Below are 25,965 nucleotides of genomic sequence, written 5' to 3'. Positions count from 1 at the left end.
ACATACCCGAGGAGCACATTGTTCTTGTTTAGTCTAATGAGATAAATGGGGCTAAATTAGTATATGAATTCAATCAGGAACAACAATACAGATTGGCCGGCTCAGGGCTGGCCCGCGTGGAGCGAGCCTTAAGTTTCGTACCCCTCACCCCGCAGCATCGCAACCACCACGACGGTGCAACTCACGGAAAAGCAGCGGCGACATGCCAAAGCGCCTGTCGAACGCCTTTGATAGCTGCGCCGCGGTGAGGTATCCGACTTTTGCCGCGATCTCCTTGAGCGACATGCCGCTGGCGAGGTAAACACGGGTCTGATCCAGCCGTAGGGTTTCAATGAACCGCGCGGGGGTTTCCCCCATGCTGCGCGCGAAGTGCCTCAAGAACGTGCGCTCCGACATCGAAACTCGCGCGGCCAGTGTGGGCACGTCAAGCTGTTGGGTGAGGTTTTCCCGAATCCATTCGATCAGCTCCGCAAAGGGGGCCTCCGCCTGGCTTTGCGCATTCAATACCGCGCTGAACTGGGATTGATAACCTGGACGTCGCGCGTATAGAACCAGGCGCCGGGCTATCAGGTTCGCAACGGTATCGCCCAAGTCCGCGGCGACCATGGCCAAGCTCATATCGATACCCGTCGTCACGCCGGCAGACGTCCACAAGTTTCCCTCTGTCACGAACACCGCGTTGGCATCCACGATGATATCGGGCCACCGCTCGGCCAGCGTGGTACAGGCCGACCAGTGTGTCGCGACACGCTTTCCGTCCAGCAGCCCAAAGTCAGCCAGCGCGAAGGTGCCCGTGCAGATCGATCCGTAACGGCGGGCGACCTTGCTGGACTTCACCGCCCAGCGCCGGACGGTCTCGTTGGCCGTGAGCAGTTGCAGCCCGGCCTCGTCGCCGCCCGCGACCAGCAAGGTGTCGACCAGAGAGGGGTCCAGCTCGTGGATCGATTTGGTGACCAGCGTTACCGCGCTGCTGGTGTCTATCGGGCCGCCGTCTGCCGAAAGAATGTGCACGTGATAGTGCATGTTTCCGAGCGCGTCGTTCGCCGCCTGAAAGACCATGGCAGGCGCCGTAACGTCCAGCACCTGGCACCTGGGGAAAGCGAGGAGGGCAATGTTGAGCGGCGGTGACATTGGCGGATATTAGCTAGATATTGTCATTTACGCCACCATGCATCGATTCCATAATCGGTCATCGTTTAGGTATCAATGGACACTCCATGCTCACGCCTGTTCAGATCGGATTTCTGGTTTTCCCGCATGTTACGCAGTTGGATCTTATGGGGCCCGCGCAAGTGTTGAGTCGCGTGCCCGGGGCCAAGGTGCACCTTGCTTGGAAGTCGATTACGCCTTTGATGACCGATGTTGGTTTCACCATCAACCCGACGGTCTCGTTCGAACAATCTCCACAATTCGACGTGCTGTGTGTGCCGGGCGGCGCCGGCGTGGTTGAACAGTTGAGTGACGACGAAACCTTGGCCTTCTTGCGCACCCAAGGCCAGGCGGCCCGCTATGTCACGTCGGTCTGCAACGGTTCGCTACTGCTCGGCGCCGCTGGATTGATCGATGGCTACAAGTCGGCCTGCCATTGGATGTGGCGCCACTATTTGCCGCAATTTGGCGCACAGCCGGTGGCAGCGCGCGTGGTGCGGGACCGCAATCGTCTCTCCGGCGCCGGCGTGACGTCCGGCATTGATTTTGCTTTCAGCCTGGCTGAAGAATTAGCGGGCGGCGAGGTTGCGCGGATGATCCAGTTGGGGCTCGAGTATGACCCCCAACCGCCATTCGATTGCGGTTCACCCGAAAAAGCCGGTGCCGAACGGGTAGCTCGGGCGCGCTCGGCACAGGAGGCTTTTCTGAAGGACGTCGACGTCCACGTTGCGCGGGCCGCGTCACGAAGATAAGCCCGCGTCGGACCGTTGGTTTACCCATACATAAAACAAGGGGAAGGTTGATGAAAACCAGCATTCGTACATGGATTTTCGCGGCGGCCTGGGCCGTCACGCTACCGGCCTTTGGGCAGATTTCCGACGACGTAGTGCGGCTCGGAGTGATCAACGATCAGTCCGGACCGTTCTCCGCATTGAGCGGGCCAGGTTCAGCGCTGGCGGTGAACATGGCCGTTGAAGACATGCGGTCGCAACTCGGTGCGATCAAGGTGGAAGTGGTCGTGGCGGACCATCAGAATAAGCCCGACATCGGCTTGACGATCGTCAAGCGCTGGTTCGATGTGGACAAGGTCGACGCGGTACTCGATATTGCGAACTCGGCCGTGGCACTGGGCGTTCAGTCGCTCATCAAAGAGAAGAACAAAATTGCCATGTATGGGCCGATCGGGACTACCGATCTGACCGGCAAGCAATGCGCCAAGACCGGCTTTTCGTGGCAGCACGACTCGTACGCCCTGGTGTCTGGTCCGGTGAGAGCCCTGACCCAAAGCGGACTCGACACGTGGTACTTCGTCGCTGCCGACTTTGCGTTTGGCAAGAACATGGTGCAAGAGGCCAAGGCGCTGGTCGCGGCAAACGGGGGCAAAACGGTGGGCGAGACATACCATCCGATGAATACCTCGGATTACAGCTCGTTTCTGCTGCAGGCACAGGCGTCCGACGCGAAGGTCGTGATGTTCGCCAATGGCGGCGCGCAACTTGTCAATTCGATCAAGCAGTGGAAGGAGTTCGGCATGCAGGACGGCGCGCAACGGCCCGTCGCCGCGCTGCTCACGCTGTCGGACGTGCATGCGGCAAGCTTGGCCGTGGCGCAAGGTCTATCGGCCACCACCGCTTGGTACTGGGACCTGAATGATGATAGCCGCGCCTTCGCGCGACGTTTCTTCGAGCGCTTCAAGGCCATGCCCACGGAGTCGCAGGCCTCGATGTACTCGGCCGCCACCCATTATTTGAAGGCCGTCGTCGCAACCCAGACCGATGCGACCGATCCCGTGGCATCGCACATGCGCAGCACGCCGGTCAATGATATGTACGCGAAGAACGCAGTGTTGCGCGCGGACGGCAAGCTCATGCACGACTTCCTGTTGATCACCGTCAAGTCACCTGCAGAGTCCAAGGAGCCGTGGGATTACTACCGGGTCGATGGCGTCGTGGCAGCGAAAGACGCATTCGCACCCGAGAGCGCGAGTGACTGCCCGCTGATCAATGGTGCCGGCAGCGCAAGCAAATGAACGGGCGCACGCTTGCGGGCACGGCGCCCATTCTTTCCGCACGCGGGTTGACGTGCAGTTTCTCGGGGTTCACGGCGGTCAACAACGTCGACATCACCATTGAGCGCAATACCCTGCACTCCGTCATCGGGCCTAATGGCGCGGGCAAGAGCACCTTGTTCAACCTGCTGACACGATTCCATGATCCGGATTCGGGCAGCATCTTCTACAACGGCGTTGACATCACGCGCACGCTGCCGTCGCAACTGGCCAAACAGGGCTTGGTGCGATCGTTTCAGATATCTGCTGTGTTCCCTCGCCTGACCGTCGCGCAGAACGTCTGCATCCCCTTGCAACGCCTGTCTGGCCTGCAAAAAGTCTTCTGGCGTTCCGCCTCATGCCTGAGCGCGCTAGACGACCGCGTACATGCGCTGTTGCGCCAATTTGGATTGACCGACTGGGCCAATTCCATCGCGGGAGAGTTGCCCTATGGTCGCAAGCGGGCTCTGGAGCTGGCCACTACATTCGCGCTCGACCCCGACATTGTGCTGCTGGACGAGCCCATGGCGGGGCTGGGCATCGAAGATGTGAACCGCGTCGCGGACCTCATCGCGGAACATGCCAGCGACAAGACCATTGTGATGGTCGAGCACAACCTGAAGGTCGTCGAGAGGCTATCGAATATCGTCACCGTTCTGTGCCGGGGCGAGGTACTCGCTGAAGGCTCCTACGACGACGTGGCGGCCGACGAGCGGGTCCTGCAGGCCTACATAGGACACTGATCATGGATAAATCGGCAGCCGTTCTTGAGGTATCGGATTTGTGCGCGGGATACGCCGGCAATCAGGTCCTGGATAACATCAGCTTCCGCTTGCAGCGCGGGGAGATCGTCACGTTGCTTGGCCGCAATGGCGCCGGGAAATCCACGATACTGAAATGCTTGATGGGTTTCGTCAAAGAGAAGGTGGGCTCGATCAATTTCGAGGGTGTATCGATCGCACGGTGCACGCCTGAACAGATCGCTCGGCTTGGTATGGCGTACTGTCCTGAAGAGCGCGGCATCTTCTCGCAACTGAGCGTACAGGAAAATCTGACGCTGCCTCCGGTGATACGAGAGGGGGGGCTTACGCTGGACGAGATTCACCAGCTTTTTCCCAATCTACGCGAGCGCGGAGCCAGCCAGGGTACCAAGCTGTCCGGCGGTGAACAGCAGATGCTGGCGATCGGTCGCATCCTGCGCACGGGTGCCAAATGCCTGCTGCTGGACGAGCCCAGCGAAGGCCTGGCGCCCGTCATCGTGAAGCTCATCGCGCAGACGATGCACGAGCTCAAGCGCCGCGGTTTCACTATCCTGTTGGTGGAGCAGAACCTGCGCTTTGCGAGCGAGCTGGCGGACAGGCACTACGTCATGGAGACCGGGCGCGTGGTCGACATGCTGACACGCGTGGACATGGAACAAGACAACACGCGCGTCCAAGTCTATCTGGGGATTTGACATGATTGAATCACTGGGTCTTTCTCCTGCCCTGTTCGGACAACTGCTCCTCGGACTGATAAACGGCTCTTTCTACGCGATGATGAGCCTCGGGCTTGCCATCATTTTCGGCCTGTTGAATGTCGTGAACTTCATGCATGGCGCCCAATACATGATGGGCGCCTTCACCGCATGGATGCTGCTGCAATGGTTCGGCATCGATTACGCTTACGCGCTCGTGCTGGCACCGCTTATCGTCGGCCTCAGTGGTGTTCTGCTGGAACGACTGTTCGTGCGTCGTCTCTATCATCTGGATCACATCTACGGTTTGCTGCTGACATTCGGGTGCACGCTCATCGTCGAAGGCCTGTACCGCAAGGCGTTCGGCGCCGCGGGCCTACCTTATGCGAATCCCATGCCAGGCGGGTTCCGTACCGCATTGGGCTACCTGCCGTATTACCGGGTCTGGATTCTGGCCGCTTCGCTGCTGGTCTGTGTGGCCACCTGGTATCTGATCGAGAAGACCAAGCTCGGTGCCTACCTGCGCGCCGCGATCGAGCGCCCCGATCTGGTGCGCGGCTTCGGCATCAATGTGCCGCGTATGGTGACGTTGGTCTATGGCTTTGGCGTCGCGCTCGCGGGTCTGGCCGGTGTGTTCGCCGCACCCATCTATAACGTCAGTCCCTCCATGGGCTCCAGCCTGATCGTGGTCGTCTTCGCTGTCGTCGTGATCGGCGGCATGGGTTCTGTCAAAGGCGCCATCGTAACCGGCTATCTGCTGGGGATCGCCGAAGGGTTGACCCGTTTTTACTATCCACCGCTTTCGGATACGGTCGTCTTCATTATCATGGCGGCGGTTTTGCTCATCAAACCCGCAGGCCTGTTTGGCAAAGGCGTCGTCGCCCAACACGCCGGCGCCGTGCTGGACAGCCGCGCCGACGTCGAGCCGAGACTGCGTACACGCCTCAGTTGGGCCATTTTCGTCGTCTGCGCGGCGGCACTGATCGCGGCGCCGTTCGTGGTGTATCCCACGTTTCTGATGAAGGTCATCTGCTTCGCCGCCGCCGCCAGTGCAATCAATCTGCTGCTGGGCTACATGGGCGTGCTGTCTTTTGGTCATGCCATGTTCTTCGGTCTGTCGGCCTACGTTGCAGGATATTTGGCAAAGGGTTGGGGCTGGGCGCCGGAGTGGGCCATCCTTGGCGCCACACTGGTGTCGGTGGTTCTAGGGGGTATTGTCGGCGTCATCGCGATCCGGTTGCGCGGCATCTACTTCGCCATGTCGACGCTGGCATTGGCGCAGATGGTCTACTTCTTCTGCCTGCAGGCGCCATTCACGAACGGCGAAGACGGCATCCAGCAGATACCGCGCGGCATCGCCTTCGGCGTGTGGGATCTGAAGAGCGACGTGTCCGCATACTACTTTGTCCTCTTGATGTGTGGCGCGGCGATCCTGCTGATCGCCAGATTGGTTCACTCGCCGTTTGGCCGTATCATCGCTGCCGTGCGCGATAGCGAGCCGCGGGTGATTTCCCTCGGCTACAACGCCAGTCGCTACAAATGGGCCGTCTTCGTCTTTTCTGCGGGCGTTACGGGCCTCGCGGGCGCGACCAAGGTCATCGCTGTCCAGATCGCCACCCTGACTGACGTGAGCTGGCATATCTCGGGCGAACTGCTGCTCATGACGCTGGTCGGCGGACTGGGCACGATCACCGGACCCATCCTGGGCGCGATTGCTCTCATCGGCATGGAAACCTATATGTCCGAACTGCGGGATTGGGTCATCATTGCCCAAGGCGCCGTCTTTGTTGTCGTCGTGCTCGCCTTTCGTGGAGGTATCGTCGGCAGCCTTGGCAACGCCTGGCGTAGGCACCGGAGCCCCGCACCCAAGCCGCGCGCAGGTCGCCTTATCACGACCGATGCCACACGATAAGCGAGCCAGTGCAAGCAAACCTGATCCTCATCCCTCGCGTATTCCGAAAAAGGATATCCAGACATGACCGACAAACACCTGCAGATCGGTATCATCGTGTTCGATGGTATGACGTCCCTCGATGCTCTCGCGCCATTCGAAGTGCTGGCCCGCACGCCCAACAGTACCTGCCATTTGGTCTGGAAGCATTGTCGACCCATCAAGGGCGATACCGGACTGATCGTGACGCCATCTCTGTCGTTCGATGACGCCACGCAGTTGGATGTCATCATGGTCCCTGGCGGACCAGGACAGAACGATTTGATGGCCGACGAAGAACTGCTGGGTTTCTTGCGCAAGCAGGCCGCCGGAGCCCAATGGGTGACATCCGTGTGTACGGGTTCGCTGCTCCTGGCAGCGGCAGGTCTGCTGAACGGCTATAAGGCGACCAGCCACTGGCTATCTCTGGATTTTCTGCGCCTGTTTCCCGTTGAAGTCGTGCCCGAACGCGTGGTTATCGATCGCAATCGGGTGACGGGGGGCGGTGTGACCTCGGGCCTGGACTTTGCATTCGTCTTGCTGTCATTGCTGCGTGGCGATGAAGCCGCCCGCACGCTTCAGCTCTTGATGGAGTACGACCCGGCGCCGCCGTTTCGTAGCGGACACCCTGATGTGGCCGACGTTGGCACGGTCGACGCGGTCAGGCAGCTTGCGGCCGGCATGCTCGAGAAGCGCCGTGCGGTCTGCCTCGAGGCGGCACGCATACTGGCGCAGCGGTAATACGTCCAGAGGTGCCAAAAGAACGATAGGTGCCCGGGGCCGATGCTGCCAAGCCTCGGGCGCCTCGTGCCTGCGGGCTACGAATGCGTAATGTTCGTCCCCAATACTTTCATGCACTCGCGCATGAAAGCGGCCAGTCCCGTCCAACCTTTCGCTGATACCATGGTGCCATCGACATACGCTTCGTGGGGCTTCACGTCGATGTAGGTGCCGCCGGCAAGGATCACTTCGGGTTCGCAGGCACCTAGCGCCGCTACCTTCTTGCCTCGAACCACGCCCTCTACCGCGACAAGAATCTGTACGCCATGGCAGATGGTGAAGATCGGCTTCTTGGCCTCATGGAAGTGACGCACCATGGCCTGGATCCGCTTGTCCGTGCGGATGTATTCCGGTCCGCGGCCGCCCGCGCAATATACCGCGTCATATTCCTCGACGCGCACCTCGGAGAACGTTTTGTTGATTTCGACTAGATGGCCGAATCGCTCGATATAGGTTTGGTGCCCTTCGAAATCATGCAACGAGCTCTGAATTATTTCACCCGCTTTCTTGTCGGGGCAGATCACATGGACGATATGGCCTACGGCCTCCATGCCTTGCTGGAAAACATAGATTTCATATTCTTCGGTGAACTCACCGCAGAGCATAAGAATTTTCTTGCCTCTCATTTGATCCTCCTTTGGGCTGTTATCACGGCCGGAATGATGGTCCCGGCCAACTATCGTCAGAATGGGCTGTCGGGGAAATAGAACTGGTCGGCGTTCTCGGGTGTGATCAACGGCGCGTCGAGCTTGAAACTTCCACGCATCGGCGCCTGCCCACTGAGCTGGGCTGCCGTCATGTAGATGGCCGATTTGATCATCGAGGGCGGGTAGGGCGTCGAGATAGGAGTGACGGGGTTTTTTGCTTTTACGAGTTCGATCACGTCTTTCATGCCGTTGCCACCCAATGCATATTTGATCTCGGTGCGGCCGGATTGCTTGATCGCTTCCAGCACACCCAGCAGCATGTCGTCGTCATTGGCCCAGACGGCGTCGATCTGAGGATACTTGGCCAGATAGTCCTGCATCAGCGTAAAGGCCTGATCCTGGTTCCAGTTGGCATATTGAATGTCGAGAATCTTGATGTCGGTGCCGTTAATGACGTCGGTGAAACCCTTGATTCGTTCATCGTCAATCACCGTCGGGATGCCGCGCAGCACGACGATTTTTCCTTTTTTACCCAACTTCTCTGCCAGCCATTTCGCGGTGTTTGCGCCCACGGCGATATTGTCGCCCGCGACATACAGATCGTGAATCGTCGGGTCGGTCAGGCCGCGATCGACGACTGCGATAAAGGTGCCTCCCGCCTTTACTTGCGCGACCGGGCCGGTCAGTTCTTCCGAGGTAAAGGGCAGGATGACCAATGCGTCGAGCTTCTGGCTGGCAGACAGATCTTCCAATGCCGATACTTGCGCCGTCGCCGAAGGCGACGTCTTTACCACAACATCGATATTGGGGAATGCGGCCTTTATCTCTTTCGCAGCCTGTTCTGCGTGATAGACAACGCCTCCTGTCCAGCCGTGAGTGGCTGCCGGAATTGAAACGGCGATTGTCTTTTTGGTCTGCGCCAAGGCACTGGTTGCGGTAGCTGCCATCAGACTGAGGGCCAGCATCGCGAGTGCACGCTTGGTTATAGATGTCATTGTTTGTCTCCTGATTATGGTTGTCATGTCATGTCTCCTTTGAAAACCTTCACCCTTTGTCGTGGTGATTATTTGATGAAGCGATGCGCCAACATGGCGAGGATGATGATGACCCCTTGCACGGCTGCGACGAGGTATTCCGAAACCATGTTGGATAGCACCATCAGGTTTGCAATCATCTCCAGAATCAGTGCGCCGGCGACGGTTCCCCAGATCCGGGCCTTGCCTCCCCGAAGTAGCGTGCCGCCAATCACGACGGCGGTAATGACCTGCAATTCCCACAATTGGCCTGTCGTCGGTGTCGCGGCACCGAGCCGGGGGATATAGCAGATCGCCGCAATGGCGACACAGAGTCCCTGTATCACAAAGGCAATGGTGCGTACTTTCGTGACCGAGATGCCCGAGAAGCGCGCCACATCGGCATTCGAACCGGTGGCCATGCAACGGCGTCCGTATTTTGTTCGGTACAGGATGAAGGCTCCGACCAGGGCGACAGCCAACGTGATGGCGACCGGTATCGGAATACCGAGCACATCTCCGAAATAGACCGGCCGGTAGGATTCGCGCAGCTCCCGGGCCATCGGAATCGAGCCGCCATCGGACATCCAGGTAATCAGGGCGCGAAAAATTCCCATCGTGCCAAGTGTGGCGATGAAGGGTTCGATCTTGCCCACGGTCACGATCAACCCATTCAGCAGTCCACAGGCCGCACCGACCAGAAGCCCCACGATCGCGCCGACGAAAATAGCGTTGGCTCCGATCGAGGGTTCAAGCCGGTTCATCGTCAGGATCATGATGCCGGTCACGAAGGCCATCATCGATCCGACCGACAAGTCGAGACAGCGAGATGAAATCACAAAGGTTGCGCCCACCGCGATGATCGCGATGAAGGCCGATCGCGTGACGACGTTCGCCATGTTGGTTCCGGTCGCGAAGTTCGAGTTCAGCATCGTGCCGGCCAACACGACCACTGCCAGTGCGATGAACGGGCCCATGGCCGCCCAGCGGATGCGTCGTGGCGTTTTAATGATCGCGATATTCGTCGTCGCGCTTGTCATTCTGGTCTCCTACCTTATTTATCGTTATAGGGTCTTGCAGGTCTATCTCATGCGCGTTGCCACTGGTGGCCGCATAGACGACGTTATGTTCGGTAATCTGGTCGCCAGTGAGCTCGGCCACGATGCGTCCTCCACGCATCACCAGGACTCTATCTGCGAGGCCGACAAGCTCCGGCAGTTCTGATGAAATCACGATGCAAGCTTTGTTTGATCGAACCAGGCGGTCGATAAAGTCGTAGATCTGGCTTTTGTTGCCGATGTCGATGCCGCGTGTCGGCTCGTCGATAATGACAACTGAAGGGTCGGTCATCATCACCTTTGCCAGCAATAGTTTTTGCTGGTTGCCGCCAGACAGTTGGCCGGCGTTCAGGTGGACTGAATGGACGCGGATGTCGTAGTCGCGAACGGCTTTATCCAGTGCTGCGGCCTCTTTGTCGTGATCCAGCGCAAGACGCGGATGGATTCGGTCCAGCGCCTGCAGGGTCAGGTTCGGGGCTAGCGGCTCGTCCAGCAAGAGGCCCTTTCCCTTGCGGTCTTCCGTCAAATAAACCAGGCCCCGTTCTCGCCAGTCCCTGACTGACAGATGCTCGACCGCGTTACCCGCCAGTTCGATCCGGGTTACCTCGGCGGGCCGCAGACCCATTAGCCCTTCGCACAGTTCGGTGCGACCAGAGCCGATCATGCCGCCGATACCAAGCACCTCGCCACGACGAATCGTCAGACTCGCCTGGATCGCGCCGCGATCGACCGATAACCGTTCAACCACCAATAGCGGGGCGCCCGATGACGGTGGGCGTTTAGGGGGATACAACACGTCGAGCTGGCGGCCGACCATCAGCTCGGCCATGCGGCGCTGCGCCAGGCCTGACGCGGGCCAGGTGCCGATCATCTTTCCGTCGCGCAGTACGGTGACGCGGTCGGCCAGCGCTTGAACCTCGTCCAGGCGATGTGAAATATATAGGACGGCAACCCCTTGTGCCCTTAGTCCACGGACCACCTCCAGCAGTGCGGCGACCTCGTCGTTGGCCAGAACGGCGGTAGGCTCATCGAAAATCACGACCTTGCGCGGTTGCAGCAGCGCCCGGCCGATTTGTACCAACTGCCGTTGTGCCAACGGCAGGTCGCCCACATGGTCGCGCGGGTGGCAGTGGGCTCCGATAGAGGCCATCACGTCGGCAGTGCGTTGGTTCATGGCGCGGTCATCGATCAGGATGCCACGTGATAGTTCACGGCCAAGAAAGAGATTCTCTGCGACCGTCAGATCGGGTGCTAACAGAATTTCCTGATGCACCAGGACGACGCCTGCAGCTTCTGCTGCGGCGGCATCGGCGAAAGCGATCGGCTGCCCTTGCATGAGCAGACGACCTGCTGTGGGGCTTACGTAGCCGGCCAACAGCTTCATCAATGTCGATTTTCCTGCGCCGTTTTCGCCGATCACCGCGTGGACCTCGCCGGCGCGAATATCCAGCGTGACATCGGACAAAACGGTGATCGGGCCATAGGCTTTTGTCAGTCCCGCGGCGGCCAGCGTCGGAACGGAACACGCGTCTACCGCCGCCGGGATGGTGGCCGATAGCGGTGAAGCGTCAGCGGCAATCATTCGAAGGCCGCCATCAGGCGATCACGTGAGCATTGGATATGTTCACGCATGGCGGTTTGTGCGGCCGTCGCGTCCCCCGCACGGAAGGCCGCCAGCAACTTCTCGTGCTCTTGCAGCGCCTCTTGGGTGACGCGGCTATGGAACATCAGGCGGAACAGGTGCAGATGTACGTGCTGATTGAAGAGCGTCGCGCGGATGATTTCGTTCCCGGCAATCCTCATGATCTCGTCGTGAAAATCCGAGTCGATTCGGGCAAAACGAGAATAACGGCTGGTCCGATCCACCGGCGTTCCCCCATCCGCCATGTCGGCCGCAATGTTCTCGATATGGTCAAGTGCGGCGGGGGTCATATTCAGTGTCGCCAGGCGTGCGCCTTCCGGCTCGATCAGCAACCGGAAGTTGAATAAATCCTCGAATTGCTTGCGGCTCAGTTGTGGGGCGGCGCTGTAGCCAATGAGATGTGCCTTGTGAACCAGCCCTTCGCGTTCCAGCCGCGAAAGGGCTTCACGCACAGGGGTCTGCGAGACGTTCAGGTCTCGGGCGATCAAATCGATGGGAATGCGGGCGCCGGGTGCAATGGCAAGCGACATCAGTCGTTCATAGATGCCGTTGTAGACATCATCGACCACGCTTGACCGGCGCACGGCGACACCATTCTGACTTTCTCGTTGCACGGCCATTTCCTCAGGGCGCTCCGTAAGTTCATCTTGACATGCACAAATGGTGGCAAATATCATATCCAATGTCAAATAAAATATCCTATACGATATGATTTATGGGATCGGGTCTATACCAAATAAGCGCGGCCGCATGCTGGCGGTCGTCACGATAAGTACAACGAGGGGACGCTGAATGACGCATTTCGGTGCAATGAGATCGCCGCGCGAAGTGATATTCGGCAGCGGACAACGCAAGGCGCTGGGCCTTGTGGCGAAACGGCTGGGTCGGCGGGCGCTGGTAGTCACGGATCAGCGCCTGGCAGGTGACGCTGATTTCCTGGCTATGGTCATGGACTTACAGGCTAGCGGTCTGGCTGTGCGGATCGAAAGCGGCACCTTGCCAGATGTGCCGGTACCCGCCACGCTCCTCGCCGCTGACGCCGCGCGTGAGTTCGCCGCGGATGTGGTGATTGGGGTCGGCGGAGGCTCTTGTCTGGATATGGCGAAGTGCATCGCGCTGCTGCTGAGCCATGGCGGGCAACCGCAGGATTACTACGGCGAGCTGAAGGTGCCTGGCCCCGTCTTGCCAGTGATCGCCGTTCCGACCACCGCCGGAACCGGCTCGGAGGTCACTCCGGTCGCGGTCCTGTCAGATAACGAGCGAACGCTCAAAGTGGGCATCTCCAGTCCTTATTTGATTCCGATGGTGGCGATCTGCGACCCTGAGCTGACGTTGACTTGCCCCGCTACGCTGACCGCTATCGCCGGCGCCGATGCGCTGACCCATGCGATCGAGGCGTTCACCGCCGCACGTCGCGAGGTCACCCCTGGCTTAACCCAAGATAGAGTGTTCATCGGCAAAAATACGCTATCCGATCAATACGCGCTGACCGCAATCTCGCTGCTGTGGAAAGGACTTGAGGCTGTATGCGCAGACGGCAAGAATCTGGTCGCACGATCTCAGGTGATGCAGGGGGCAATGTTCGCGGGGTTGGCGTTTGGTGTCGCCGGCACGGCCGCGGCCCATGCTATTCAATATCCGGTTGGCGCAGTCACTCACACCGCACATGGGGCGGGTGTGGCTTGCCTGATGCCTTGGGTGATGCAATGGAACCGTCCTGTGATTGGCGCCGAACTAGAACAAATGGCCGCGGTCATGAGCCTGCCAAACGGCGCAGCGGTGATTCCCGCTATCGCGGCGCTGTTCGCCCGTATCGGGATTCCGCCCACGCTGGCCCAGCTTGGGCTGGTCGAAGATCAATTGGATTGGGTGGCGGATCAAGCTTGCGGCATCGAACGGTTGATCCAGAATAATCCCCGCCCGCTCGACCGCAGCGACATGCGAAAGCTTGTCCAAGCCGCTTATTCCGGTGTTGCCGACGTGATGCAGGGCGCGGAGGTGGCGTAATGGGTGTGCTCGAATTCCTGGGGCCAAAATATTTCGCGGTGGACTGTTGAACATGACTCAAGACCTTTATCGCAACCGCGATTTCATCCCGGATTTCGACGAGATCGTCACCGAGACAGCTGTCCGGTCTCGAGAGTTTGCCAAGCGGGTCGAAATACGGCCCAACGTGCCCTATGGTCCGGGACCACGTGAACGGATAGATATTATTCTTCCGCCCCGCATGGCAAAAGGTGCTCCGCTTCATGTGTTCATTCACGGCGGTTACTGGCGCTCGGGCAGCAAAGAGGATCATTGGCTTGTGGCCGCGCCCGTGCTGGCTGTGGGCGGAATTGCTGCCCTTGTCACCTACGACCTGATGCCTGGCACCAGGCTGGGACCTATCGTCGCGCAGGTTCGCGCGGCTGTTCGGCATTTGACCGCGATGGCTCCGGATCTCGGCGCCGACGCTAAGCGCCTCACCGCCAGCGGCCATTCGGCAGGCGCGCATTTGGCAAGCTACCTGGCCGCGGTAGGTGCCGAGGAAGAATGCGCCCCGCCGGATCTGCCCACGCTTGGCGGCCTGCTACTCGTTAGTGGCATTTACGACCTCACAGATATCCCCGGCAGCTTCTTAAAGAGCGAAGCGAGAATGACCCCCGCCGAAGCCTCGGCATGGTCACCTCTGACCTCCCGTCAAATGCGCGGCCCTCGACGTATCGTCATGGTCAGTGAAAGGGATACCGCGCCATTTCACTCTCAGGGCCGACAGTTTGCATCATTGCTGGAGCATACTGTTCATGACGCGCAATTCCGAGTCGAAGCCGGCCTCAACCATCTCACGATCGTCCTTGCATTGGGCGATCCCAAGAGTCCTTCAGGACTTTGTCTTTCAGGTCTGGTTGGCGGCTAAGGTCCTTGGCGATTCATCAGGATATCTGCGAAGGATTGGTCCTGCGCTGGAGGTCCTTGCGCAGGGTTCGAACTCGATAACGACAGTAATTGGTTCTACTCCACGTCGCATCGAGCGCTCAGGCCTTGCAAGGCTAAGTCACTCAAGGCTTGGGCTGGGGCGGCACAGCCTTTAGCGATGATGTGGACGTTCATGTCGAGCGCTTGTGGAGATAGGGCAGTGTGGGTGACGCAATGCTGAGTCATCATGCCAGTGAGATAAATGTCGGTGATGCCTGCTTCGCGCACGATTTTCTCTAAGTTTGTCTCGAAGAAGCTGTCGGCTTCATTTTTTACGACGATTGGAGCGTCACCCAATGCGGCGGCAATGGCACTGTGGATTTTCACGCCTTTGGTGCCGGGCTTGAAAGCGGGTGCGTGCGGAGAGTTGACGTGCTGCACTCCAACAACCAGCCATCCGTCGTGCTTTGCTTGTTCTATGGCCTCCACGGCACCTTTGCATGCTGCATCGGCATTTTCCAATGTAAATGCACCGCCGGGAAAATAATCATTTTGAATATCGATAACGATTAGTGCTTTTTTCATTGGGTTTCCTTATTGAGTTAGAGGCTGCTCAAAATTTGGGCAGCCTTGCTTCATTAGAACTTCATCGCTTCGCCATCGGCTGGCGCGAGAACACGAGAGGGGGCCATGCCTGTTTCGGTGGAAACGCTCATCACCGAACAATCAGAACCTCAAGGTCTCACCATCTTCGGGAATCATCACCCTTTTCTCAATTTTTTGGTCTTGCAAAAAGCCACGCAGCTCTTTGCGGCTGAGTGACATGTGGTTCACTGCATCCATGTGCACAGCCACGATTGCCGCATTAGGTGCTGCCTTTGCGGCTTGCAGTGTGTCCTGCTTGCCCATGATGATGGGATGCTCCTCAAAACCACTCATGATCGCGCTCCCGGTGTTGAGAATCACCACGTCTGGCTTGTACTGCTTCAGTGCTTGATCCACTTCCGGACGCCATACCGTGTCGCCAGCCACGTATACCGTTTTAGCCTTAGGAGCTGAAAACACGACCCCCATGACTGGGCCCATCGCCTCAGCACGTGCGGGGTCTGCAAACCACAAATCAGTGCCATGCTGACCTCCGGTTTTGCTCAGTCTCACACCATTAAATGTGGACGAGGCTTCGAGTACGCGTACATCTTTGAAGCCCTGATTGCGAATGATCTTGGCATCAGCTTCGTTCTGCGTGAATATAGGCAGGTTCTTGGGAATCGCTTTTTGAGCGGCCTCATCCCAATGGTCCGTATGGGTGTGGGTCACAACCACCGCTTCCACACTTTCAAGCACATCCTTCACTGGAAAAGGTAGATCTACCAAAGGATTTCTCAGTTCGCTGCGGTAAGTACCCGGGAAGCCTGGAAACTCCCCTTTGGCCGATAACATAGGGTCTACCAAAAAGGTCGTACCAGAAAAGTCGATTTTGATCGTCGCGTTACGGATCTGTTGCACCTTGACCGAGATGCCGGTGGTAGTTTCAGGGGCTGACCAAGCGGTAGCCGCGAAGGCTCCAAGCGAGAGCGAGACCAGCAAGGGGGCAAAGGCTTTCATCGAGTACATACGTAATCATCAGATTTGAAGTTGTAGAAGCACCTATTGTTGTGCCTGAAGCTTTTTTATAGAATTGACCCATAAGTCAATCTTCGAAAGATTTGGGCCAATTCGCTCTTTAACGCCATGCCAAAGCCACTTCCCCTCGTCGCCCTCGTTACTTACCCCCGCTTCAGCCCGTTTCACTTTGGCGTGCCGTTCTTGATATTCAGCGTCAATTTTCCCGAACACGCGCTGTTCGACCTGAAGATCGTCGCGCCAGGCGGTACAGCACTGGCTGCCGAGCGCGCATTGCTTGTTCAACCTGATGGCGGGCTGGAGTTGCTTGCGCAGGCAGACATCGTGGTGATTCCTGGTTGGCATGATCTAGACGAAAGTCCTGAGCCAGAGCTAATGGCCGCCTTGCTGCAGGCACGCCAGCGAGGAGCCCATGTGGTTGGCCTGTGCTACGGTGCGTATGCACTCGCCTATGCAGGCTTGCTTGATGGCAAACGCGCTTCCACACACTGGATGGCGGAGCAGGATTTCAAACTGCGTTTTCCGCAAGTGCAGTTGGACATGAATGCGCTGTATGTAGATGATGATGGCTTGATCACATCTGCCGGCACAGGGGCCAGCCTGGACTGTTGTCTCTATATCGTACGCAAGTTCTACGGCCAAAAAACGGCAAACAAAGTCGCCCGGATGATGGTCGTGCCGCCTCACCGAGAAGGTGGACAGGCTCAGTTTATTGAACAGCCTGTTGCTTCATCAACGCAAGACGCCAGAATCAACCAGATGATGGACTATCTGCGTGAACACCTGAATCAAGCACATTCGGTGGACGACCTAGCGCAACGTGCAGCCATGAGTCGAAGAACTTTCACACGGCATTTCAATAAGGCAACAGGCATGTCATTCATGGCGTGGCTCACCAACGAACGATTGCAACGCACGAGAGAGCTGTTGGAAAGTACGACGCTCCCGGTGGAGTCGATCGCGGATCTCGTCGGGTTTAAAACGCCGACGTCACTGCGCCAGCACTTCAAGAACAGAAATCAAGTCAGCCCTAGCGAGTGGCGGAAAACCTTTGGACGTCAAAATGAATGAGCTGTTCTGACCGCCACCTGTATAGCGAGCTTGATGAGGATGTCAGGCGCGACGTGGCTTTGTACTGGTACCTATTCCTATAGCCAACGGATTCGTCTCATCACCGACGCGAATGTCCGTTTCGGGCTACGCCCCTTAGAATGTTTGCTATCGCCAACCCAGACATGCGCGCAATTGCATGGCGCCCAGGAGCTGCATCTTGAATAAAGCCAACCGTCACCCGGTCGACGGCAAGAAACCTGTCACGATCTACGGTCCTGATTTTCCGTTTGCATTTGATGACTGGATTGAACACCCGGCCGGGCTGGGAAGTATTCCAACCGAGTGTCACGGCGAAGAAGTCGCCATTGTCGGTGGGGGGATTGCGGGCCTGGTGGCTGCCTATGAATTGATGAAACTGGGCCTCAAGCCAGTTATCTATGAAGCTTCGCGATTGGGTGGTCGTCTGCGCTCCCAAGCGTTCGAAGGGACTGATGGAATCATTGCTGAGCTGGGTGGTATGCGTTTTCCGGTTTCGTCGACGGCGTTCTATCACTACGTGGATAAGCTGGGGCTCGAAACCAAGCCTTTCCCAAATCCGCTGACGAGCGCATCCGGCAGCACGGTTGTCGATCTAGAAGGCGAAACGCACTACGCACAGCAGCTTTCGGACCTGCCGAAGCTGTTTCAAGAGGTCGCAGATGCCTGGGCGGATGCGCTAGAAGAGCGAGCCCATTTCAGTGACATCGAGCACGCGATTCGTGAGCGCGACGTTCCGCGCTTGAAGGCATTGTGGAACACGTTAATACCACTGTGGGACGATCGCACATTCTACGATTTTGTCGCCACCTCGAAATCGTTCGCGAAACTCAGCTATTTGCACCGCGAAGTGTTCGGCCAGGTAGGATTCGGCACAGGAGGGTGGGATTCAGACTTTCCTAATTCGATGCTGGAGATTTTTCGCGTGGTCATGACGCATTGCGATGACCACCAGCACTTGATCGTGGGAGGCGTAGAACAAGTACCCCAGGGGATCTGGCGGCATGCGCCGCAGCAGTGCGCTCACTGGCCGGCCGGAACGAACCTGATTGGTCTGCACAACGGCGCACCACGTTCGGGGGTCAAGAGCATCGCCCGCGCCGAGGATGGCCGACTGGCAGTCACTGACAGCTGGGGTGATACCCGCCACTATGCGGCCGTCCTGACAACCTGCCAGAGCTGGTTGCTGACGACCCAGATCGAATGCGAAGAATCGTTGTTCTCGCAAAAAATGTGGATGGCGCTCGATCGCACTCGCTATATGCAAGCCTCCAAGACATTTGTGATGGTTGACCGCCCCTTTTGGAAAGACAAAGATCCGGAAACCGGCCGTGATGTCATGAGCATGACGCTGACCGACAGGTTGACCCGCGGCACCTACCTGTTCGATAACGGAGACGATAAGCCAGGTGTGATTTGCCTGTCCTATTCGTGGATGAGCGATGCGCTGAAGATGCTGCCGCACCCCGTCGAGAAACGTGTCAAACTTTCTCTGGAAGCACTGAAAAAAATCTATCCGAATGTGGACATCGCTGGCCACATCATCGGGAATCCGATCACGGTTTCCTGGGAGGCCGACCCCTATTTCCTCGGGGCATTCAAAGGGGCTTTGCCGGGCCACTACCGCTATAACCAACGCATGTACGCCCATTTCATGCAGGACAAAATGCCGGTAGAGCAGCGTGGCATATTCATCGCCGGTGACGACGTATCCTGGACTCCAGCCTGGGTTGAAGGCGCAGTGCAGACGTCACTGAACGCCGTTTGGGGAATCATGAATCACTTCGGCGGCAAGTCGCACGCTGAAAATCCTGGCCCGGGTGATGTCTTTGCCGAGCTGGGTCCGATCACACTGGCGGATTAAGGAATGACTTCATGCGCATCGCTCTATTCCAATGTGCGTCTTTGCCACTGGACGTCACGGGCAACCTGGCACGCCTGAGCCACCAGGCTCATGCTGCCGCAGCACGCGGGGCAAGCGTGCTGCTCTGCCCCGAGATGTTCCTGACTGGGTATAACATCGGCGCTGATGCTGTGGCTCGGCTGGCGCAGCCTAAAGACGGTTCCGCAGCCCAATACGTCGCTGACATCGCACGTCGCTCAGGTATCGCGATTGTCTATGGTTATCCCGAGCTGGCCGATGACGAGGGTATCTTCAACAGCGTGCAAATGATCAGTGTGCAAGGCCAGGAACTTGCCAACTATCGAAAGACGCATCTGTTCGGTGACCTGGACAAGCGTATGTTCAGCGCGAGTAGTGATCGCAGCCCGGTTATCGAGTTCAATGGCTGGCGGCTTGGTTTCTTGATTTGCTACGACATCGAATTCCCGGAAAACAGCCGCCAGCTCGCGCTGGCAGGCGCTGATCTGATCCTGGTTCCTACCGCCAATATGCGGCCGTATGACTTCATCGCACAAGTGACTGTCAGAGCTCGCGCTCAAGAGAATCAGTGTTTCGTTGCCTACGCCAATTATTGCGCCACTGAAGCACAGATCCATTATTGCGGGCAAAGCAGCGTGGCTGGCCCTGACGGAAGCGTATTGGGCCTGGCATCGGATAGCCAGGAAGAATTGATCGTCGTCGAACTCGACCCAGCGCTCATTACCACATCGCGTTCTGACACGCCATATCTGCGAGATCGTCGGCCAGCGTTGTACGGCGATCTCTGTAAGGTTTGACTGCGAGTGTAGGCAAGCCCGCCCGGGTTCGGGGCAAACCGACACTGTGTATAAGCCGACGCATCATTACTCTGTTGATATCCCACTCCCGCAAGACTACGGGCTTGCCGTGCCATCGGATTCGCCAGGCCTGCGCAATGGAACTGCGCAGGCCTGAATATCACATCCGTTACGCTGCGGCGTGTGATGTTGGAGCGGGGCCTAGTGGCTTCCCGCCAGGGCCGTCACTGAAGGTTTGCCAGGGGTCTGGCGCCACTTGACCGACACCAGGCTTGCTGTAGTCACATACCCCGCCTGGGAATACGGCGGAGAGTCTGCTCCATTGCGAGTTGGTGAAGTTTGCTTGATAGTCGCCGCGGTTCAGCGGCTTCAGTTGGCACTTCATGATGTCGCTGGCTAACGACTCGCCAGAGGCTACGCGCGTATCGCGAAAGACTGGCCATTCGTCAACGCCGGGTTCAAAGAGTCCGGCTACGACGGTCGAATCCATGTTTGGCGTTGCGCCCGTATTGCAGTATGCAGGATCAGTGCTCCATTGTTCGCTGTCGGAGCGATAGCAGGAGTCGGTAGCGATATCAGGCTTGTTTGCTATGAGCTTTTCTCGCAAGGGTCGATCCGTGGCGTCCGCTTCGGTGCGCATTAGCCAATCATTCATCGCATCGAACCGGCGGGCAGCGAAATCAGGCACACGGGATTTGTGGCGCCAGATCACATGGTTGTCGTAATCATCGTGCACCGCCAAAATGCGATTTCTAATCACCCAGGTGCGGAAATCGTAATGCTCTTCCGTAATGTTGAATTCCACATCAGCGATGATGGCGACGTTGCCTAGATTCTGACCATAAGGAATCCTGCCTGAACCGTGTGCAATTTCTGCTGCGCCAGGGTCAGCTTGCATACGTGAAGGTTGCCATTGGCCGTCGATGTCGTAGCCGCCGACTTGCTCGTTCATGGCGACGAATTGCTCGGCGGATATGGCTCCACTGTTCAGCGCATTGAAACCGTACTGAATGCCAACATTGTCCAGCGGCGATTTGGCGTAACCAGTAGCATCGCGAGGTCCGAATACCGCAATGTTGAAATCCTGGAGCGTGCACCGGCTGCCTGTCGGATTGCTTCGTGACCATTGATCGTCGGGATCTCCGCAGCCCACCGCTGGGTCAATATAAAACGGAACGCGGCTCGCCATGTTGGTGTTGGCAGGGCCTTCGCATACTTGATTCCATCGGTGGCCGGCCACAAGTGCTCGTTGCATGTTTGTCATGTCTAACGATGTGCCTGCCTGGCTGTCGTGATAACGCTTCAATAGGCCGCAGTCCGCGAACTCGCGGCCGGCTGTCCAGGTGTCCTGCCATCCCGCAGCGGGAAGAATGCCCTGCAGTAGGCCCGGGTAATTGGACGCATGCAAGTGTTGTTGGTGAGCGCCTCCCGAACTGCCGTCGGCCATCGTGTATCGAATCGGTCCGTATTTTTCGATAATGTGCTCTTTCATCATGATGACGGTCTCGGCAGAGGTCACGTCGTTGCAGTGCGTGCCGTACTGGGTCATCTCTGACGAAGCAACCATGAAACCTCGGCTTAGCGCCACATAGTCCATGACGTTGCCTGGATTTCCCTGGACGCGTCGGTAGTCGCAACCAGAGCCGAATTTCCAGAATAGCTTTTGGTTCCACGATGCAGGCACGTTCCAGGGTTGCCATGCAGCAGTGGGATCGCTTGGGTCGGCCAGGTAGGCCAGATCGTATTTCCCTCGGTTAATCACGCCGCGTTCGATGCGAACGATATAAGGCACTGTGTGGCCCTGATCTGTCGTGGTTTTTGCAATCGCATCCGCAGCGGGTGGATTGGCAACGTCATACGGCGCAAACCCGCCGGTTAATGTACGGTACTGGTAGCGATACACGGGTGCGGCGATATTGCATTGCGCATCAAGCGGATCACCCAGATCGGGATTATTGGCGGTGGGAGCGGTTACCGTAGTGTCGCAGGTCCAGGGCGTGATCTGAGCGCCAGAGATGACTGGTCCACCAATCGGGTGATTCGTGATCTCGAGTTCAGCACCTTTGCCTGTCGGCGATGCTGCACGCAATAGGTTCCTCCCTTCCGTCAAGCCAGTCACCAAGCCATAGTAGCGGCCATCGGGACGCAGTTCGAATGCATTTGTGACATCGGCGCCATTCACGTCGATCTTTAGCGTAGCGGGGTCGGTACCGGCTGGCGCGACGACTTCTATCAGTGCATCACCGCCGGACACCAGATCCGCTCTGTTGGACAACACTTTCAACTCAGCTACGGGACTTGGATTGGTGCCTCCATTCCCGTCGTCGTCACCCCCACTTCCACCGCCGCAGGCGGCGAGCATACTCGCCATTGCAAGCAGGACGCCTCGTGTAAGCGCCGTTCGTTTATGCATAGCTATCTCCTCGTTGTTCTGAGCCGAAGCTCGGTCCAGATCTCTATGAATCCTTGATTCAGGAACGGCGTTTTGCGAACGCATCTCTATGAGCACCTGTGGCTGCACCAGTCGATGAGAGACTCACACAGCGCGGCACGTCAAACCGACTATTCGGGTTGATGGGCAAAATGTCGTTCGTCAGGTGTCTCCCCAGTCTTTTTGTCTATAGCGCTTTTTTGCTTTTTACTGTCGTTAAGCGGCGTTGATGCGACTGAGTGTAGGGTCTACTATCTATATAGTGAATTCTAAAATTTAGATTAACTTATCTGATATTCAAATGAATGTTTCGCTACGTCCCAACCTTTCGATCCGGCAGATTCAAGCCTTCATCGCACTCTCTGAACAACGAAGCTTCACGAAGGCGGCTGCCACTTGCTTTCTGTCTCAGCCCGCTTTCAGCGCGCTGATTGGCCAACTCGAAGGCACATTGGGGCTTCGTCTTTTTGATCGAAGCACTCGTCACGTGGTACTGACGGCGGAAGGCTCGGATTTCGAAATTTCGGCTCGGCGCTTGCTCGCCGAGTTCGATGCTGCCTTGTTGGGAATGTCGGATTATCTTGCGCGAAAACGGGGTCGTGTATCTATCGCGCTGCTGCCTTCACTTGCCGCCAACTGGCTACCTACCGTGCTTCGCCAGTACCACGAACAACATCCTGGTGTCGCCATCACTGTTGCCGATGTCCTTTCGGAACCCTGCGTTGATCTCGTGCATAGCGGCAAAGCAGATCTTGCGCTGGCTGCAATTCGTGCCGATACCCCGAACTTGTGTGCGGAACCTTTCTGCAATGATGATTTTCACTTGGTGTGCCCCGTTGGTCACCCCCTTGCGCGTCTCAGGGAGGTTCGCCCGCGTGATATCGCCTCATACCCCTTTATTCACATGGCTCGAAATTCTAGCGTCCGCCAGTACTTGGAAATGGCATTGCATCCCTTGCAAATGCAAACGCTGATGGAAGTGGACCAGCTAGCCACGGCCATGGGTATGGTGCGAGCAGGGCTCGGTGTCAGTCTCATGCCTGCATTGACACTCTTTCATTTCGCACAAAAGGGTATCGTGACACGGCCGCTTCCTTGGCCTGAGCTAAAGCGTTCCATCTATCTCGTGCGACGCAGAGAGCGTTCCTTATCTCTTGCCGCTCAATCTTTATATGATCTCTTCATGTCGAGTCGTCCCTTGGAGCATCCCGCAAAGCGCGTTAAGTAATCGGTATCGTTGAAGATCCGGCCAGTCCAGGTTCATCATGCATAAAAAGCCCCGAGCTGAGACCCGAGATTTTTGAACAGAAAAAAAATAGTGTGCGTGTTGGTGCAAGACAACGCCGCTATTGCAGGGGCTGGTAATGACACGCGCGATCATACGGCGTTGACCGGCATAGTGTTATGCATGCCGCTGTTGGTGTTTGTCGCAACGCGGTTATTGCCGTGGCCAATGCCCAGCGGTCGTTGCTGGACGTTATCATTTGTAGCCCTTGAGCATCAAGGTTAGCCGTAACTAGCTAATTTGATGCTCAAGGGCTACAAATTCTCGGGCGCATGCTATTTCTTGCAGACGCAAAAAGGCCCAGATCGAAATCTGGGCCTTTCTAGAATCTGGAGCGGGAAACGAGACGTGTACTAGGACAGTAAGTCGTTGTTTCCCAAACACTTTCTTCGTTGGACTGGCCAGCGAAGACCTCAATTGTAGCCTTGTTTTTCGTCCTCGGCAACAAATTCGTCCAAAGAGTTCCACAGACGTCCAAAGAGCTGCACTCAGTACACCAGACCCACGATCGGTACATCGTCGTAGGCGACTGCCTCGAACTCATCATCCACGCCCGGTTGTCTGCCCCGCATCCATCATCGTGAAGACGATCAGGCAGATGGTTCTGGTGATGGCACAGGTCGGATGCTGGGAACGCCTGCACCACAACTCACAAGGACCTTCTGCTCAAGCTCCTTTGAAAGAACGCGCACGCTGGCCACCGCGTTTCCGCACACGATTCTTTGTCGATATATCAGGATGACGGGGCAAGCATGACAGACGCGGGTTTGCTGCGTCCGGCTGGACATTCGACGACGATTGCGGCCCCTTAACGCCTCCTGAGACCGCTGGCATATCAGGTCATACCTAGACGGTTTTGCAGAAACCGTAACTTCTCACGACCCTGATAGCGTGAGCGTCACTGTCGAGCCTACGTCCCGATGCTCGACCTTCTAATCGATGAATTTTTGCACATCGAGCACACGACGACTACCAGTTGCGCGAACTGGTGAGCAGTATTCAAACCACATGACGAAGCGGCCTTCGGTGCCCACTTCCTGCACAGACGACAGGCCGACCATGAGGTCGGTGACAAAGGAGTCGGTCATGTAGTTCTTCTCCTGGAAGGAGACGGAGCATGCACGAGAACAAGAATGATGCACCAACATCAAAGGTGTTCTATCGCCCGATCGAAGCGTCCATCCGCTGGGCCGGGCTGCTGCGATACGAGCAGGTGATCCTGGCTTCGATTTCGTCGCCAAGGCGCCTGCCGCAGTCGTTGGACTGCCCACGTTGCGCCGAGCTGAGACTTTGCACCGAACGTATCTTCGACGGCATCCTCAATGGAGAACTGCCCTTCGGGCAGAACGGCATCACGACGCGCGATTCCACGCTGATCGACTCCCCTGATCTGACGGTGCGCCACGTCGATCTGAAGCGCTGGATGCGCCAACACTATCCCGAGCAACGACCGGGCTTCCTCTTCTCCCGAAGCGAGCGCATCACCCATCCCTTCATCTCGCTGGAAACTGGGCAGGCGATGCTAGTCGAGCGCCTGGCCCTGAAATCCACCTTGGACCAGTACAAACGCCAACTGCATGAGTTGCAGGAAAAGCACGGGGCGCTTCTCAAGCAGATGGCGCCCTCTGCTGGCGCACAGTGCCTGATCAGTGATCGCGCCGAAGCCACCTACCTGAACATTATCGGCAGCATGCTGGACCTGATGCTCGGCCAGTCGCCTTCGGGCGTGCCGTACTCCAGCTTCAAGACGCAGGAGGCGGTGGTCAGTGCATTGGTCGCCCATCACAGCGGCGCCATGGGGATCGCGGAGCGGACGCTAAACGGCAAGTTCGCCACGGCCAGACGCCGGCTGCGTAGCGCGACAGTCTGAGGTTTTCCATCTTGTATGTGCAATCGCGGAGATTGCATTTGCAATGTCTTTTCCCATCCATGTCTATTGAATGGAGGTCACGCCAACAAACGCCACTGAGCGTTCAGGAGTGACCGCCATGTCGCAAACACCTGCACTGCCCGCAAGCGAGCGCCGCATCCTGCGGCTTGATGAAGTCGAAACCAAGTCCGGTTTCAAACGCGCCCACATCTACAACCTGATGCGCAAAGGCTTGTTCCCGAAGGCGCTGCGCCTGGGCGTGCGCGCGGTCGGCTGGGACTCCATCGAGATCGATCAGTGGATCGCCGAGCGCGTCAACAACCGGGCCTGACCCGTTCTCCAGCGGACTTCCCATCCTCACACGGAGAACG

24 protein-coding genes are annotated in these 25,965 nt (G+C 57.5%); 14 read left to right on the top strand and 10 right to left on the bottom strand.

Features of this window, described 5'->3' with window-relative positions:
* Positions 1-144: 144 nt before the first annotated feature.
* Positions 145-1,131, bottom strand: coding sequence for a GlxA family transcriptional regulator (locus tag ACYVDM_RS05455; RefSeq protein ID WP_415789350.1), 987 nt, complete (start codon positions 1,129-1,131; stop codon positions 145-147).
* Between the two features lie 86 nt (positions 1,132-1,217).
* Here ACYVDM_RS05455 and ACYVDM_RS05450 point away from each other — a divergent pair, with 86 nt between their 5' ends.
* The 6 genes from ACYVDM_RS05450 to ACYVDM_RS05425 all read left to right on the top strand — a co-directional run bounded on the left by ACYVDM_RS05450 (position 1,218) and on the right by ACYVDM_RS05425 (position 7,323).
* Positions 1,218-1,901 (top strand): DJ-1/PfpI family protein, encoded by a 684-nt coding sequence (locus tag ACYVDM_RS05450; protein ID WP_415789348.1) that lies wholly within the window; start codon positions 1,218-1,220, stop codon positions 1,899-1,901.
* Positions 1,902-1,951: 50 nt separating this feature from the next.
* Positions 1,952-3,178: an ABC transporter substrate-binding protein gene (locus tag ACYVDM_RS05445; protein WP_415789346.1), complete on the top strand. Its 1,227-nt coding sequence runs from the start codon at positions 1,952-1,954 to the stop codon at positions 3,176-3,178.
* On the top strand, positions 3,175-3,939 hold the full coding sequence (locus ACYVDM_RS05440; protein ID WP_415789344.1) for an ABC transporter ATP-binding protein: 765 nt from the start codon (positions 3,175-3,177) through the stop codon (positions 3,937-3,939). Before ACYVDM_RS05445 ends, ACYVDM_RS05440 begins: the two co-directional genes overlap by 4 nt.
* Before the next feature lie 2 nt (positions 3,940-3,941).
* The gene (locus tag ACYVDM_RS05435; protein WP_415789342.1) at positions 3,942-4,652 is read left to right on the top strand and encodes an ABC transporter ATP-binding protein; all 711 of its coding nucleotides are present in this window, start codon (positions 3,942-3,944) and stop codon (positions 4,650-4,652) included.
* 1 nt (position 4,653) lies between these two features.
* On the top strand, positions 4,654-6,564 hold the full coding sequence (locus tag ACYVDM_RS05430) for an ABC transporter permease (RefSeq protein ID WP_415789340.1): 1,911 nt from the start codon (positions 4,654-4,656) through the stop codon (positions 6,562-6,564).
* A 63-nt stretch (positions 6,565-6,627) separates the two neighbouring features.
* Positions 6,628-7,323: a DJ-1/PfpI family protein gene (locus ACYVDM_RS05425; RefSeq protein WP_415789338.1), complete on the top strand. Its 696-nt coding sequence runs from the start codon at positions 6,628-6,630 to the stop codon at positions 7,321-7,323.
* Positions 7,324-7,400: 77 nt separating this feature from the next.
* Here ACYVDM_RS05425 and ACYVDM_RS05420 read toward each other — a convergent pair whose 3' ends face one another.
* The 5 genes from ACYVDM_RS05420 to ACYVDM_RS05400 form a co-directional block, all read right to left on the bottom strand.
* Entirely contained in the window at positions 7,401-7,988 is a 588-nt protein-coding gene (locus ACYVDM_RS05420) for a DJ-1/PfpI family protein (protein ID WP_415789336.1), read from the bottom strand.
* Between the two features lie 56 nt (positions 7,989-8,044).
* Entirely contained in the window at positions 8,045-9,004 is a 960-nt protein-coding gene (locus ACYVDM_RS05415) for a substrate-binding domain-containing protein (RefSeq protein WP_415789334.1), read from the bottom strand.
* Positions 9,005-9,072: 68 nt separating this feature from the next.
* The gene (locus tag ACYVDM_RS05410) at positions 9,073-10,062 is read right to left on the bottom strand and encodes an ABC transporter permease (RefSeq protein ID WP_415789332.1); all 990 of its coding nucleotides are present in this window, start codon (positions 10,060-10,062) and stop codon (positions 9,073-9,075) included.
* Positions 10,028-11,662, bottom strand: coding sequence for a sugar ABC transporter ATP-binding protein (locus tag ACYVDM_RS05405; protein ID WP_415789330.1), 1,635 nt, complete (start codon positions 11,660-11,662; stop codon positions 10,028-10,030). The genes ACYVDM_RS05410 and ACYVDM_RS05405 overlap by 35 nt, the downstream gene beginning before the upstream one ends.
* Positions 11,659-12,342, bottom strand: a complete 684-nt coding sequence (locus tag ACYVDM_RS05400) for a GntR family transcriptional regulator (protein WP_415789328.1) — start codon at positions 12,340-12,342, stop codon at positions 11,659-11,661. The genes ACYVDM_RS05405 and ACYVDM_RS05400 overlap by 4 nt, the downstream gene beginning before the upstream one ends.
* 172 nt (positions 12,343-12,514) lie before the next feature.
* On the opposite strand from ACYVDM_RS05400, the gene ACYVDM_RS05395 reads away from it, so the two are divergent.
* Together ACYVDM_RS05395 and ACYVDM_RS05390 are read left to right on the top strand one after the other, a co-directional pair.
* On the top strand, positions 12,515-13,729 hold the full coding sequence (locus ACYVDM_RS05395) for an iron-containing alcohol dehydrogenase (protein WP_415789326.1): 1,215 nt from the start codon (positions 12,515-12,517) through the stop codon (positions 13,727-13,729).
* A 52-nt stretch (positions 13,730-13,781) separates the two neighbouring features.
* Positions 13,782-14,618 carry an alpha/beta hydrolase gene (locus ACYVDM_RS05390; protein ID WP_415789324.1) on the top strand — a complete coding sequence of 279 codons (837 nt, stop codon included), beginning with the start codon at positions 13,782-13,784 and terminating at the stop codon, positions 14,616-14,618.
* Between the two features lie 95 nt (positions 14,619-14,713).
* Here ACYVDM_RS05390 and ACYVDM_RS05385 read toward each other — a convergent pair whose 3' ends face one another.
* A complete protein-coding gene (locus ACYVDM_RS05385; protein ID WP_415789322.1) occupies positions 14,714-15,202 on the bottom strand; it encodes an isochorismatase family protein in 489 nt (162 codons plus the stop codon).
* A 141-nt stretch (positions 15,203-15,343) separates the two neighbouring features.
* The gene (locus ACYVDM_RS05380; RefSeq protein ID WP_415789320.1) at positions 15,344-16,231 is read right to left on the bottom strand and encodes an MBL fold metallo-hydrolase; all 888 of its coding nucleotides are present in this window, start codon (positions 16,229-16,231) and stop codon (positions 15,344-15,346) included.
* Between the two features lie 117 nt (positions 16,232-16,348).
* Here ACYVDM_RS05380 and ACYVDM_RS05375 point away from each other — a divergent pair, with 117 nt between their 5' ends.
* From ACYVDM_RS05375 to ACYVDM_RS05365, 3 genes are all read left to right on the top strand, one after another.
* A complete protein-coding gene (locus ACYVDM_RS05375) occupies positions 16,349-17,311 on the top strand; it encodes a GlxA family transcriptional regulator (protein ID WP_415789318.1) in 963 nt (320 codons plus the stop codon).
* 199 nt (positions 17,312-17,510) lie between these two features.
* Complete coding sequence (locus tag ACYVDM_RS05370; RefSeq protein ID WP_415789316.1) at positions 17,511-19,193, top strand: flavin monoamine oxidase family protein; 1,683 nt, start codon at positions 17,511-17,513, stop codon at positions 19,191-19,193.
* An 11-nt stretch (positions 19,194-19,204) separates the two neighbouring features.
* On the top strand, positions 19,205-20,008 hold the full coding sequence (locus ACYVDM_RS05365; RefSeq protein WP_415789314.1) for a carbon-nitrogen hydrolase family protein: 804 nt from the start codon (positions 19,205-19,207) through the stop codon (positions 20,006-20,008).
* Positions 20,009-20,177: 169 nt separating this feature from the next.
* On the opposite strand, the gene ACYVDM_RS05360 is transcribed toward ACYVDM_RS05365, so the two are convergent.
* A complete protein-coding gene (locus ACYVDM_RS05360) occupies positions 20,178-22,421 on the bottom strand; it encodes a DUF6351 family protein (RefSeq protein ID WP_415789312.1) in 2,244 nt (747 codons plus the stop codon).
* A 319-nt stretch (positions 22,422-22,740) separates the two neighbouring features.
* Here ACYVDM_RS05360 and ACYVDM_RS05355 point away from each other — a divergent pair, with 319 nt between their 5' ends.
* The gene (locus ACYVDM_RS05355; RefSeq protein ID WP_415789310.1) at positions 22,741-23,667 is read left to right on the top strand and encodes a LysR family transcriptional regulator; all 927 of its coding nucleotides are present in this window, start codon (positions 22,741-22,743) and stop codon (positions 23,665-23,667) included.
* Between the two features lie 989 nt (positions 23,668-24,656).
* On the opposite strand, the gene ACYVDM_RS05350 is transcribed toward ACYVDM_RS05355, so the two are convergent.
* On the bottom strand, positions 24,657-24,812 hold the full coding sequence (locus tag ACYVDM_RS05350; protein ID WP_019726331.1) for a hypothetical protein: 156 nt from the start codon (positions 24,810-24,812) through the stop codon (positions 24,657-24,659).
* 29 nt (positions 24,813-24,841) lie between these two features.
* On the opposite strand from ACYVDM_RS05350, the gene ACYVDM_RS05345 reads away from it, so the two are divergent.
* Positions 24,842-25,594, top strand: coding sequence for a hypothetical protein (locus ACYVDM_RS05345; RefSeq protein ID WP_019726332.1), 753 nt, complete (start codon positions 24,842-24,844; stop codon positions 25,592-25,594).
* A 118-nt stretch (positions 25,595-25,712) separates the two neighbouring features.
* Entirely contained in the window at positions 25,713-25,925 is a 213-nt protein-coding gene (locus ACYVDM_RS05340) for an AlpA family transcriptional regulator (protein ID WP_009459729.1), read from the top strand.
* Positions 25,926-25,965: the final 40 nt, after the last annotated feature.

This window comes from Bordetella tumulicola, from assembly GCF_054779135.1.
Note: the sequence above shows the minus strand (reverse complement) of the source record. Positions and strands in the feature narration are given on the sequence as shown.